Source organism: Spirosoma sp. 48-14, assembly GCF_001898575.1.
Lineage (GTDB): Bacteria > Bacteroidota > Bacteroidia > Cytophagales > Spirosomataceae > Spirosoma.
The window spans coordinates 39,435-52,473 of the sequence record NZ_MKUD01000001.1 but is presented as its reverse complement, the minus strand read 5'-3'; the positions used below and the strand labels follow the sequence as shown (position 1 = coordinate 52,473).

The 13,039-nt window shown below is 49.7% G+C and carries 12 protein-coding genes; 7 read left to right on the top strand and 5 right to left on the bottom strand.

Annotated elements, in window-relative coordinates; all coding sequences use genetic code 11:
- Positions 1-51 precede the first annotated feature (51 nt).
- A complete protein-coding gene (locus tag BGO59_RS00165) occupies positions 52-1,626 on the top strand; it encodes a Na+/H+ antiporter (protein WP_293678937.1) in 1,575 nt (524 codons plus the stop codon).
- A gap of 10 nt (positions 1,627-1,636) precedes the next feature.
- Here BGO59_RS00165 and BGO59_RS00160 read toward each other — a convergent pair whose 3' ends face one another.
- Positions 1,637-2,620, bottom strand: coding sequence for a GlxA family transcriptional regulator (locus BGO59_RS00160; RefSeq protein ID WP_293678935.1), 984 nt, complete (start codon positions 2,618-2,620; stop codon positions 1,637-1,639).
- Between the two features lie 142 nt (positions 2,621-2,762).
- On the opposite strand from BGO59_RS00160, the gene BGO59_RS00155 reads away from it, so the two are divergent.
- The 5 genes from BGO59_RS00155 to BGO59_RS00135 all read left to right on the top strand — a co-directional run bounded on the left by BGO59_RS00155 (position 2,763) and on the right by BGO59_RS00135 (position 6,052).
- Complete coding sequence (locus tag BGO59_RS00155) at positions 2,763-3,221, top strand: SRPBCC domain-containing protein (protein WP_293678933.1); 459 nt, start codon at positions 2,763-2,765, stop codon at positions 3,219-3,221.
- Between the two features lie 19 nt (positions 3,222-3,240).
- Complete coding sequence (locus tag BGO59_RS00150) at positions 3,241-4,014, top strand: SDR family NAD(P)-dependent oxidoreductase (protein WP_293678931.1); 774 nt, start codon at positions 3,241-3,243, stop codon at positions 4,012-4,014.
- A gap of 188 nt (positions 4,015-4,202) precedes the next feature.
- On the top strand, positions 4,203-4,922 hold the full coding sequence (locus tag BGO59_RS00145) for an SDR family NAD(P)-dependent oxidoreductase (RefSeq protein ID WP_293678929.1): 720 nt from the start codon (positions 4,203-4,205) through the stop codon (positions 4,920-4,922).
- Between the two features lie 56 nt (positions 4,923-4,978).
- Positions 4,979-5,596: a DUF3267 domain-containing protein gene (locus tag BGO59_RS00140; protein WP_293678927.1), complete on the top strand. Its 618-nt coding sequence runs from the start codon at positions 4,979-4,981 to the stop codon at positions 5,594-5,596.
- 150 nt (positions 5,597-5,746) lie between these two features.
- Positions 5,747-6,052, top strand: a complete 306-nt coding sequence (locus BGO59_RS00135) for a putative quinol monooxygenase (RefSeq protein WP_293678925.1) — start codon at positions 5,747-5,749, stop codon at positions 6,050-6,052.
- 27 nt (positions 6,053-6,079) lie between these two features.
- Here BGO59_RS00135 and BGO59_RS00130 read toward each other — a convergent pair whose 3' ends face one another.
- From BGO59_RS00130 to BGO59_RS00120, 3 genes are all read right to left on the bottom strand, one after another.
- Positions 6,080-8,206, bottom strand: coding sequence for a xanthine dehydrogenase family protein molybdopterin-binding subunit (locus BGO59_RS00130; RefSeq protein WP_293678923.1), 2,127 nt, complete (start codon positions 8,204-8,206; stop codon positions 6,080-6,082).
- An 88-nt stretch (positions 8,207-8,294) separates the two neighbouring features.
- Positions 8,295-9,302 (bottom strand): xanthine dehydrogenase family protein subunit M, encoded by a 1,008-nt coding sequence (locus tag BGO59_RS00125; RefSeq protein ID WP_293678921.1) that lies wholly within the window; start codon positions 9,300-9,302, stop codon positions 8,295-8,297.
- 17 nt (positions 9,303-9,319) lie between these two features.
- The gene (locus BGO59_RS00120; RefSeq protein ID WP_293678919.1) at positions 9,320-10,102 is read right to left on the bottom strand and encodes a 2Fe-2S iron-sulfur cluster-binding protein; all 783 of its coding nucleotides are present in this window, start codon (positions 10,100-10,102) and stop codon (positions 9,320-9,322) included.
- 217 nt (positions 10,103-10,319) lie between these two features.
- Here BGO59_RS00120 and BGO59_RS00115 point away from each other — a divergent pair, with 217 nt between their 5' ends.
- Positions 10,320-12,374 (top strand): beta-L-arabinofuranosidase domain-containing protein, encoded by a 2,055-nt coding sequence (locus BGO59_RS00115; protein WP_293678917.1) that lies wholly within the window; start codon positions 10,320-10,322, stop codon positions 12,372-12,374.
- A gap of 86 nt (positions 12,375-12,460) precedes the next feature.
- Here the strand turns inward: BGO59_RS00115 and BGO59_RS00110 are convergent, their stop codons facing one another.
- On the bottom strand, positions 12,461-12,685 hold the full coding sequence (locus BGO59_RS00110) for a hypothetical protein (RefSeq protein ID WP_293678915.1): 225 nt from the start codon (positions 12,683-12,685) through the stop codon (positions 12,461-12,463).
- Positions 12,686-13,039: the final 354 nt, after the last annotated feature.

The following is a 13,039-nucleotide window of genomic DNA, read 5'->3' as shown; positions in this document are numbered from 1 at the left end:
TTGCGGTTAGGCTAGATAAGGCTAAGTAATTTCCTTGACTTTTCACGAAACATGGTTGAACAGGTTACGTTTTATCTGGGGATGGTGCTGGTGATGATATTTCTGATCATTCTGGCTCAGCGAATACAGGTCGCTTATCCGGTATTGCTGGTTGTGGCAGGGCTCGTCATTAGTTTAATTCCGGGCATACCCGTCCTCAACATGGACCCAGAGTTGATCTTCATCATCTTTTTGCCACCGCTCCTGTACGAAGCTGCCTGGTCGACCTCCTGGAAGGAGTTGTGGAAATGGCGACGAATAATTCTCTCGTTTGCTATTCTGGTTGTCTTTGTCACGGCTTTTAGTGTATCTCTGATAGCCGATCACTTTATTCCTGGCTTTACCCTGGCGCTGGGCTTTTTGCTGGGCGGCATTGTGTCGCCACCAGATGCGGTAAGCGCAGGAGCCATTATGAAATTTGTGAAGGTACCCAAGCGGTTGTCATCGATTCTGGAGGGCGAAAGCCTGCTGAACGATGCCTCTTCGCTGATCATCTTCCAGTTTGCCGTGATCGCCGTTTCGACTGGGAAGTTTGTGGTACAGGATGCTCTGCTAACGTTTTTGTGGATGGTTTTTGGCGGAGTTGGTATCGGTTTGCTGGTTGGGTGGCTACTGATGAAGGTCCATAAATGGCTTCCCGATCATGTCGATATTCATCAGGTGTTTTCTATTCTTGGCCCCTATGCCATGTATATAGGTGCCGAAGAAGCGCACAGTTCGGGCGTACTGGCGACGGTAAGCGGAGGGCTGCTGATGTCGTACCACCGATTCAGTTTTTTAAATGGCCAGACTCGCATACGGGGCTATAATTTCTGGAGTACGGTTTCCTTTATTCTGAACGGACTTGTGTTTGTATTGATTGGATTGGACTTGCCGCAAATTGTTTCCGGGCTGGGTGAAACCAGTCTTGGTGAAGCCATTGGGTATGGAGTACTGATTACAGTGACCTTAGTGGTAGTCCGGATCTTATCCTGCTACGGGGCCGTCATTACCACTCTTATTATGCGGAACTTCATTACTGTGGCCGATACTGGTAATCCGGGCTGGAAAACGCCTTTGCTGCTGGGCTGGACAGGTATGCGGGGTGTGGTCTCACTGGCTGCTGCCTTATCCATTCCTATCCGTCTCGCTGATGGTACGCCGTTTCCACAACGAGACCTTATTCTCTTTATTACGTTTGTTGTAATTTTTCTGACGCTTGTGGTTCAGGGACTTACGTTGCCCTTCTTTATTAGGCAATTTGGGTTTACCGAGCAGGATTATATCAAGCCTGAAGAGAAGGTCGACGCCTTTATTGAAAAGGAGTTTGCAGCACTGGCTCTGCAATACATGCGCGAAAATCTGAGCGAGGCAGAACTGGCCCAGCCCGTTTATCAGAAACTAATGAAAGTGAGTGCGTATCGATTGTCGTCCGAAGGAACGTCGGCTTTCAGCGAACCTATCAAAGAACTGTATCGGCAAATTCTGGATCGGCAACGGCGATGGCTGGTCGAAAAAAACCGAACGACCATGACCCTTGATGAGGACATTGTCCGCAAGCACCTCTACTACCTGGATCATGAAGAGGAGCGATTGCTCCTGCGTTGAAGCCAATTTTTTAGCTGACTACCGCTTCCTTATTGTATTTCGTTTTATAGTCGATCGGCGACATACCCGTAATTTTTCGGAAGACTTCCCGAAACGCTTTTACATCCGAATAGCCAACCTCATACATAACCTCATTGATGGTTTTTCGCGTGGATTCGAGCGCTTTTTTGGCCGATTCAATTTTGACCCGCTGAGCGTATTCAATGGGTGTATTGCCGGTTGCTTTTATAAAGCGTCGGTCAAAGTTTCGTCGGCCTACGGCGAATAGACTGGAGAGATGTGCTATGGATATTTTTTCCTGTAGATTACTTTCTATGTAGTCCTGCGCCTTTTTAACTACCTCGTCGCCATGCTGTTTCTGGCCGGTAAAGATGGTAAAGGCTGACTGGCTTTGCCGGTCGATCTCGATCTGAAAGAGCTTGGCGCAGTAAATGGCGGTTTGTCGGTCGTAATATTTTTCAATCAGGTAAATCAATAGGTTCAGGAACGAATAAGCTCCTCCGTTTGTGTAAATCCCTTTTTCGTCCGTAATCAGTTTGTCGGGTTGCAGCTTCACTTTGGGGAACGCCTGTCGGAACGTGTCGGCAGCTGCCCAATGGGTAGAGCACGTTTTATCGTCGAGCAAACCAGCCGAAGCCAGCAAAAAGGCACCCGTACAGATGGTGGCAATTTCAGCCCCGTTTTTGTACTGTTTGACAATCCAGTCGATCAGCGGCTCATTACCTGCCACCGCTTGTTGGGCGTTGTGCGTCAATGAGGGAATAACGATGAGGCTGGTTTGGGCTAGCGCTCCAATATGCGTGTGTGGTTTTACGGTAAACAAATGATCATCGAAGTCTATGGATGGCGAAATCCCCGCTAAAACAACGGTGAACAAGTCGGTTCGACCGATTGCCTTCCAGTAGGCGTTTGCTTCGGTGAACAATTCATATGCCCCAACAATACTACTCAGGTTATTCTGTCCGTCGGGTACAACTATGGTAATGTGCTTCACGGTCTTTTTAACGCAAAAATACCTGGCGAAAATGTCCAGATCAACCCATTACAAAGTCCATTTTACACCCCCTCACTCCCCAGTTTAGCCACTAGTTTTGCCTGCTCATTTCTTCCAATTACATCTAAAAAACAACAATACAATGACTGCTTCTGATTTTACGGTTACCCTCCTTGTCGACCAAGACCCGGAAATTGTGTTTGCTGCTGTCAACAACGTAGCTGGCTGGTGGACAGAAAATGTTGAAGGTGACTCGCATCATCTAAACGATGCCTTTGAGGTGCGTTTCGGCGACGTACATTATTCCCGACAGCAACTTATCGAGTTTATTCCGGCCCAACGAGTTGTGTGGCTGATTACGGATAGCCAGCTCAGTTTCATCAGCGTCAAAAGCGAGTGGACGGGAACTCGGGTTGTTTTTGATATCACCGAAAAAGACGGGCAAACGCAGCTTCGCTTTACACACGAGGGATTGAAGCCTGAGATTGAATGCTATGGCGCGTGCTCGAATGCCTGGGGCGGTTATATCCGAAACAGTCTCTTCAATCTGATCACTACAGGCCAGGGACAACCAGATCGAAAAGTAGAAACGGAATACTAGCCATAAATGAAGTATAACCATGAAAAAACTGGAAGGGAAAAAAGCGGTAGTTATTGGCGGTAGTCGCGGTACGGGATTGGCGATCACGAAAGCCTTGGTTGAGGAAGGGGCTGACCTGTTGGTGGTGGCCCGAAACGCGACTTCTTTAGCGGAAGTGGCTAATGGGTTGCCGAGTGTGCAGACGCTTTCGGCAGATGCTACCGATGAAGCAACGATCATCACTATTTTTCAGCATGAGCCAGACGTCGTCGTGCTGGCAGCCGGGGCCATGCCTCCACATAAACCCCTGCATCTTTTGGACTGGAACACATTCAGCACCAATTGGAACACAGATGTAAAAGCTGCTTTTGGTATAGCTCATCATGCCCTGACAGCATCCGTTAAACCCGGTACGTTAATCATTTTTATTGCGAGTGGAGCCGCCCTGTTCGGCTCTCCGATTTCGGGTGGGTACGCAGGCTCAAAACGAACGCAGCTGTTTCTCGCCAACTACGCACAGGAAGCGTCGAACCGGCTAAAGCTAGGGCTGCGCTTTCTGGCCCTCGCTCCCCTGCGGTTAATGGACGGAACCGGAGTGGGTGAAGTAGTTATTCCAGCTTATGCCGCCTACAGTGGCATTTCGGAGGCCGATTTTAAAGCGCGCATGAGCCTGGCTCAGTCGAAAGAAGAGGTGGCAGAACAGGTAGTTTCTATGGCCAGTCGACCTCCTCAACTGGACGAAGGAAATGCCTGGTTCATTACACAAAAAGGGTTACTGACTGAGTCAAAACTGAGGGAGCAAATGGGTATTTGACTATATCGGGTCGAGGAGGCAGTTGTCTTCTTCGTTCAGCAAATCCGTTGCCATGTAAGGCATTTTATCTACTAAATACACTGTATTTTTCTGGTAGCAATTGTTCGATGTTTTGCGTTGCGAATTATTGGCAAAACGAATAATTTAACGGAATAAAAACAGAATGTTCTGGCTAACAACGATGAGCTATGGTAACGGACCGAATTGCACTTATTACCGGAGTAAGCCGGGAAAGGGGCTTGGGCTATGAAACGGCTAAGCAACTGAAAGATATAGGCTTCACAGTAGTTATTACCGCAAGAGATTATGATAAAGTCAGGACACTGGCCGACCAAATTGGAGCCATCGCCAAACCGTTAGACGTTACCAGTGATGCGTCGGTGGCGGCCATTGCCCGTGAACTAGACGATGAATTTGGCAGGCTGGATGTTCTGATAAATAACGCAGGAGCCTTTTTTGATTTTGGAGGCAATCCGCTGACGGCAGATATGCAGTTTGTCAAAGACGCTTTGGATACTAATCTGTTGGGTGCCTGGCGAGTCATACAGGCGCTGTATCCACTCCTTGAAAAAAGTGATGCAGCCCGAATTGTGAATGTATCGAGTGGAGCTGGCTCATTCAGTGATCCGGTTTTTGGACTTGGCTACCACTTTAGCAAAGTGCCGGTATATGCTATAACGAAGCTCGCGCTGAATGGGCTAACGGTGAAATTGGCTACTGAAACGAAAGACAGCCCGATAAAAATTAACTCCGTCGATCCAGGTTTTACGGCTACCTATTCGGCTGCCGAAAAGTGGGGAGCAAGACCCGTATCCGAAGGAGCGAAAGGTATCGTTTGGGCGGCTACTCTCCCAGACGATGGCCCGACAGGCGGCTTTTTCCGAGACGGCCAGCCATTGGGTTGGTAATCGAATGCAGATAGTAACACGTAAGCGTTGGCTGCACCTAATCAGGACGTGCAATAATGAACCAGAAACCGCAAGATCTGACCTCGTTGGGGTATCGACTGGACCAGGAACTTGACCACAGTGAACTGGTGCCCTTTGTGAAAGCAAATTTGAGAAAAATAAACCCGGTCTCTATTTTTTATTGGACGTTCAATACCGCTGTCGTTGCCGCGCTGATCGTTTTTCTTGTTCAGGAAGAGCGATTGCCCGTTCTGGAAGCGATCACGAAACTGTTTCTGGGCGTGTTTATTTTCTTCGTTATCTTACTGCCTATTCATGAACTGATACACGGATTCTTTTACAAGGCCGCCGGTGCGCAGAACGTACAGTTTACGGCACACTGGCGAACGCTTGTTTTTTATTGTTTAGCTGACAACTTTGTCGCTGATAGTAAATCGTTTTTAGTGGTTGCCCTAACTCCCTTTCTTATTATCAATTCTGTTCTGATTGGGCTGATGTTCTTTGCGTCGCCAACGCTGTTTTATAGCCTGTTTGGGGCGCTATTGATCCATACGGGCGGCTGCTTTGGCGACTTCGGCCTGGTAAGTTATTTTTACGAAAACAGGCAAAGAAAGCCTGTCACGTATGATGATGCTCAGGCGAAAAAATCGTACTTTCTGTTGCGATCCGCTTAGAGCAGATGAAACCTAATTATGTGTGCCTATATGATCAGAACGACTCGTAAACACCAAACAAACCTGACTAAATCAATAATCACATTGATTACCGTATGGCTGCTAACCTGTTCTTTTGCAACACAAACCAGGGCACAGCAGAAAAAGCAAATGGTCAGACTGGCAAAGATCACCGTCGATCCGGCACAACTCGAGACCTACAACGCAGCCTTGAAAGAGCAAATGACGACTGCTATTCGTGTTGAGCCGGGGGTATTAACGTACTATGCGGTTGCAGATAAAGCCAATCCGACCCATATTACCATCCTCGAAATATATGCAGATACAGCCGCCTATAAAGCCCATATCACAACCCCCCATTTCACGAAATACAAGAATACCGTAAAGGACATGGTGAAGTCTCTGGAACTGGTCGATGTTACGCTGGTAGGGGCTGCTAAAAAGCCAGGTATGTAATGGCGCGATCGCGTTAAAACTGACCTCTTACAACACTTTATCGGGGGTAATGGGTAACTCCCGAACCCGTTTGCCGGTGGCGTTGAAAACAGCGTTGGCCACAGCGGCTGCCACGGCTACAATACCTACTTCGCCAATACCTTTCACGCCCAGCGTGTTGACATGCTCATCGGTCTCATTAATAAAAATAGCATCCAGATGACCAATGTCGAGGTTGGCCGGGACATGATAATCGCCTAATGAACGGGTTACGAAATTTCCCCAGCGTGGGTCAACAACCGATTCCTCCGTCAGGGCCATGCCGATGCCCCAGACGTTGCCACCGATAATCTGCGAACGAGCCGTTTTGGGGTTCAGAATCTTTCCCGCTCCCGTTACGGCCAGAAACCGATTGACACGTACCATACCCGTCGATTTGTTGACGGCTACTTCCGCAAAATTGGCGTTGAAACTATGAGCTGAAAACTCTTCGGTATTTTCGGGTGGCTTGCTGTCAACGCGTGTCTGGTAGTCGGTCAATTTCTCGGATCGCATCAACTGAGCGGCCGTTGGGCGAACAAAGAACTGCTTACCCGATTTAGTTAGTAACTCCTGCGTAATCTTCTCACAGGCATCATTCACCGCATTGGCGTAGCTGGCAGCGCCCACCGAGCCTACAGCTCCGGCAGCAGGAGGCAGATCGGAATCGCCAATTTTTACCTTCACATGCTGAACGGCTAATCCCAACGCATCGGCGGCCGTTTGCGTCAGGATGGTGTACGTGCCCGTACCCAGATCGGCAGCCGCTAATTCAACAATGGCGGTTACGGTTTCACCCGCTCGGGTTAGCTTGACGGAGGCCGAGGTTGGGCGCTGATGAGCCGGGTACGTTCCGGCTGATACGCCATAGCCAATCCAGTAATTGCCTTGCGAATTCTGACGGGGTTCGGGTTTACGCTTTTCCCACCCAAAGGCTTTTGCTCCTTCGCGCAGACATTGTACTGTAGTCCGTGATGACCAGGGCTTGCCGTTGGATGGATCGCGTTCGGGTTCGTTTTTAATTCGAAACGCAATCGGGTCCATTTTCAGCTTGTAGGCCAGCTCGTCCATCGCTGATTCGAGGGCAAAACTGCCGGTCGATTTGCCGGGGCCACGGGTGTAGGTCGGTAAAATCAGATTCATGGGCGCTACCCGATACGTGATGAGCGAGTTGGGTGTGTCGTACATGATTTTTGAGCAGTCGCCACAGGGCTCGACAAACTCATCGTTGATAGCACAGTGCGTTGTGATCTCATGGGCCAGAGCCGTCAGCTTGCCATCGCCAGTAGCTGCCAGACTCACTTTCTGGCGATTGTGTTGCCGCAGTCCCACGGAGTTGACCATCTGCTGACGAGTAAGCGCAAGCTTGACCGGACGATTGACCTGTTTAGCTGCTACGGCCGCCAGGGCCAGATTCGCCCATTGACCTCCTTTCGAACCAAAACCGCCACCGATGTAAGGCGATACAATACGTACCTGGTTCGGTTGCAGATTCAGGGTTGCGGCAGCCGCACTTTGGGCACCGTTTACAATCTGGGCACTGCTGTATAAAGTCACCTTATCGCCGTTCCATTCGGCAATAGCCGCGTGGGGTTCCATGGGGTGATGGTGTTCGATGGGCGTTTCATACACTTCCTCTACTTTGTAAGTAGCCTGGCCGAGCGCAGCCTGTACATCGCCCCGTTTGGCATCGGCTTTCTCTTTATCCTTAGGCATGCGAGCCTGATCGGCTACTTTATCGAAGTCGACTTTGGGCTCTTTTTTATCATACGTGACGTTGATGAGCCGCGAGGCATAGCGTGCCTGTTCGAACGTTTCAGCTACTACGATGCCAATGTTTTGCCCAAAGAACTCAACCTCTGGGCTTTGCAGCAGAGCACCTCCGCGCAACCCGCCCTTGACGTTTAGTTTTGGCGCGTTCTTATGGGTGATAATGGCTAGTACACCGGGAGCTTTTTCGGCGGCAGCACTATCGATCTCCCGAATGGTTCCGGCAGCAATGGTACTTTTGAACAGAATGGCATAGGCCGGATTTGTTACCGGATGATCCATCGAGTAGGGCGCTTTGCCGGTTACCTTGGCTATACCGTCGATACGACTAATCGGGGAGCCGACTGCTTTATTCGTGTCCTTCATGAGATTATTGGTTGCTTAGTAGTCGTCGGTTGAAACTACCGAATGACCACCAATGAGGCCGTAGGTGATTGACGATCAATGACTAAGGTTAAATTTTGCTACCCTTCATGGCCATTTGCAGAGCCAGAACGATACTCCGGTTGCCAAGCTCTACTTTGAACGCATTGTGGGCCAGGGGTTTGGCGTCGGCCATGACAGCGTCAGCCGCCTGCTTGAAATTCGCTTCGGTAGCTTCCTTACCTACCAGCATTGCTTCGGCTTTCAGGGATCGCCAGGGCTTGTGAGCAACGCCACCCATGGCAATACGGGCCTGTTTAATTGTATTACCTTCTGTTTCCAGAGCAGCTGCAACGGATACCAGCGCAAAGGCATAGGAGGCCCGGTCACGAACTTTAAGGTAGTACGATTTATCCGCAAGTCGATTCTGAGGCAATTCAATCGCTGTGATCAGTTCGCCGTGCACCAGATTCGTATCTTTTTCGGGTTGGTTATCGGGTAGCCGATGAAAATCCAGGATAGGAATCCGGCGTTCCTGACCACTGGCATTTCGAACAGTAACTACCGCATCCAGAGCCGCCAGTGCTACGGCCATATCGGATGGATAGACGGCTACGCATTGGTCCGACCAGCCAAAAATGGCGTGCATCCGGTTTATGCCGTCTTTGGCGCCACAGCCTGTTCCCGGCTCACGTTTGTTGCAGGGCATAGCCACTTCATAGAAGTAAGGGCAGCGCGTTCGTTGCAGCAGGTTGCCACCATTGGTTGCCATGTTTCGTAGTTGCCCCGATGCACCTGCCAGAATCGCCTGGGTTAGCAACGGATAATGTTGGCGAACCAGTGGATGGTTAGCGGCATCGGTGTTTTTACCAAGTCCGCCAAGCGAAATCCCTCCTTTATTGCTCCCACTAGCAATGGATTTAATGTCGGTTAGGCCTAGTTCGGAGATGTCGATCAGGGTGTTGGGGCGTTCTACATCTTCCTTCATCAGATCCAGCAAATTAGTACCACCAGCGAGGAATCTGGCGTTCGGATTCTGGCTCAGCAGCCTGATGGCCGATGCTACATCGGTGGCTCGGGTATAGGTAAAAGGTCGCATTGGATTGAGGTCAAGTATTAAACCGAGCGGAAAATCTGTTCAACAGGCTTACCACTATAAACTTCCTGAATGGCAGCCACAATATTCGGATAGGCTCCGCATCGGCAGATATTCCCCGACATCCGCTCCCGAATTTCTTCGTTTGATAGTTTAGCCGGACCTGTCGTTTGGCGTACATTTTCGGTGACGTAGCTGGCCTGGCCTTTCTTCGCTTCATCCAGCATGGCGACAGCTGAACAAATCTGACCGGGCGTACAGAAGCCACATTGAAAGCCGTCATGCTTCAGAAAGGCTTCCTGCACAGGATGTAACGTATCGTTTTGGGCTAAACCCTCGATGGTTTGTACGGTTTTGCCTTCGCAGGAGGCCGTCAGTGTCAGACACGACAGTACCCGATGCCCATTTACTATCACCGTACAGGCTCCGCATTGGCCGTGGTCGCAACCTTTTTTTGAGCCAGTCAGGTCCAGCCGTTCGCGCAGCGCATCCAGTAATGTCATGCGGGAATCGACGGTGAGTTTTCGGGCAGTACCGTTTACCTTAAACGATACATTGACTGCATTATCGAGGCTGAACGGGGCCAGTTCAGTTGGTGAAGGAACGTTTGATGGACGAGTCAGCAACTGTTCAGCTACAGCCGATTGAGCCGCCAGGATTCCACCACCGGCCAGCGTCATCAGTTTGAGGAAATGGCGACGATTGACACCTGTATCGAGAATTTCGTTCAGGTCTTCGGGCATCAGGTTGGCAAACAGACGCTTTTCGTCTTCTGTTAGTTCGGGTGATTCGTGTTCATCCATCAGAATTGGATCGTTAAGGAGTTGGTATCGGCCATATCGTTGGGTCAGAACCAGGGGTCAGATGATCAATGACTAAAACCCACCGTTAGGGTATATTGTTCTACTGGTTTATCGGGTTGGCAAAGGGAGATTATCTACGCGAAGGTCATTAGAAATTGATTGGTATGCGCATTTTACAGATGGCTGCTTAATCTAGTGTAGCCTAAGCTCCTGACCTATGAAACGGACTACCCCAATTGAGTCGATTCGGAATGTTGCAGCTTCGTTGCTGATGCTGTCCGCGAATCTATCATTTGCCCAGTCGGCAAGCCATCCCCTTCGCATTATTCATCCCTTAAGCCTGGAACAGGTTCGGGTCAGTGACCAGTTCTGGAGTCCAAAACTAAAGGTCTGGGATTCGAAAACGGTGTACGATGTATTCGACAAGCTGGAAGGCAAATACGAACCGGACCGAAAAGACCTGATCGACGAAAAGGCGAAGCTGGGCCGGACCCGGAATGCCTTTTTAAATTTCGATTGGGTAGCTCAGGGAAAGAAAAATACAGGTGAACACGATGGCCCGCCCTGGTACGATGGGCTGGTTTATGAAACCATTCGCGGAGCCGCCGATTTGCTGGTTGAATACCCCGATCCTAAGCTGGAACAGAAAATAGACGGCTACATTGATCGCATTGCGGCTGCGCAGGCGGCTGACCCCGACGGGTATCTTAACACCTACACAACGTTGGTAAAACCTACTCAACGATGGGGGACCAACGGGGGCGACGATAAATGGCAGCACGATATTTACAATGCCGGAATGCTCATCGAAGCGGCTGTTCATTATTACAAAGCAACCGGCAAAACGAAGCTGCTGGATGTAGCCACCAAGTTCAGTAATTATATCTACCAGCAAATTGGTCCGGCTCCCAAAGCAAACGTCATTCCCGGGCATGGAGGCCCCGAGGAGGCTATTCTGAAGTTGTATTGGTTGTTTCGGGATGAACCGGCGCTGAAGGCAAAAATGAGCGTTCCGGTCGATGAGAACCACTACTATACCATGGCTCGGTTCTGGATCGAAAACAGAGGCAATTATGGTGAGAAAGATGGCAGTCATGCCCGCAAGAGCGACGAGTCATACAATCAGGACCACATGTCGGTTTTTACCCAGAAAACCATCGAAGGACATGCCGTGCGAGCTACCTTACTGGCAACGGGGGTGGCGGCAACGGCTTTGGAAAATAAGGATGATCGGTATGTTGAAACGGCCAACAATTATTGGGACAATATGATTGGCAAGCGGATGTTCATTACCGGGGGCGAGGGAGCCATAGCTGATGGCGAACGATTTGGGGCCAATCATTTCCTGCCCGAATCGGCCTATCTGGAATCCTGTGCGGCCATAGGGTCAGCCTTTTTTAGCCAGCGGATGAATCAACTGGAGGCCGACGGAAAATACATCGATGAACTGGAACGGGTGCTGTATAACAATCTGCTGTCCAGTGTATCGCTCGATGGGAGCCATTATTTTTACGAGAATCCACTGGTGGCCACCGATCATAAACGCTGGGCATGGCATAGTTGTCCCTGTTGCCCACCTATGCTTCTGAAAATGGTATCGGCCATGCCTGGGTTTATCTATGCATACGACAACGATGCCGTTTATGTAAACCTGTTTATCGGTAGCGACGCAACAATCAACCAGAAGGGTAATGCGATCCGCATTCGACAGATGACCCAGTATCCTTGGAAAGGCGAATCGATCATTGAAGTCGACCCCGCGTCGAGTAAGGCATTTACTGTGAATGTACGCATCCCCGGTTGGGCGCATAGTGTCGAAAACCCATTCGGCCTATACCACTCGAAGGTGAGCGAACCAATTGTACTCAAAGTGAACGGCAAAGCCATACCCGTGAACCCAAAAAATGGGTACGCTGCTATTCACAGAACCTGGAAAAAAGGTGATCGGATCGAACTGAGTCTACCTATGCAGCCCAGAGTCATTACACCAAATGATTCGATACAGACCATTAACGGGAAAGTCGCCCTGGCGTCGGGCCCTATTATTTATGGATTTGAAGGCGTCGACAATGCTGCACTAAGCGAGTATATGCTCTCTGCCAATACACCGCTCAAACTGACCTACAAGCCTGATCTGTTAAATGGCGTTAATGTTATTACGGGAGAAGCGATGGATAAATCGGCGAAAGCGGTATCGTTTACGGCGGTTCCGTTTTACACATTCGGGAACCGGGGTGTTTATCCATATCGAGTCTGGTTGCCGAAACAATAGGCCAACCGTTCGTAGGATGATTGTGCTATAAAACGTTCATAATCAGCTGAATCGGTTGTGAAAAGCTGCATGCTGCCGGTAAGGAGCTAGGCATCCAGATGCCAGGCTCTGTTCGTAATTGACTTGGCCCAGTCGGGGAGTTTATGGTAGTCGGTATAGCCGCAAAAGGCCGTTCGGGTTGTTTCTTTCAGGTCGCCACATCGCTCGCAGAAGAGCTTGACGGTTTCCACAAACGTCTGGCTATGCCGACCCGATGAGAAGTAATACGAATCGGTTTGATAATGCTGAAATTTATGTGCTTTGCAATCCATAAACGAATGGGCTGATTGAACCCGGCACAGTTGTCGAAATGACCATGTATACCATATACTTTCAGCGCAAAACGAGTGCCAAAAATGAAGAATTGGCGTTGCCAGTCTGTGCGAACGATTGACAGAATGACTCCAAATCGGGCAAAGCGGAACCGGCGAACGAATGAAGCGTAGCCATCGTTTACGTAGTGATTACTCCATTGAGTAAGTAATGTTAGGTAGTTTGAAACGCCCAGTCCAGTCAGGATTGGGCGTTTTTTGTTGGGGTCAGTCATCGGAAAGGTTTAGTGAGCCACGCTACCAATCAGTAGAGCGTATCGATTTAGCATAGTATCGACTGTGGATACGATCAGG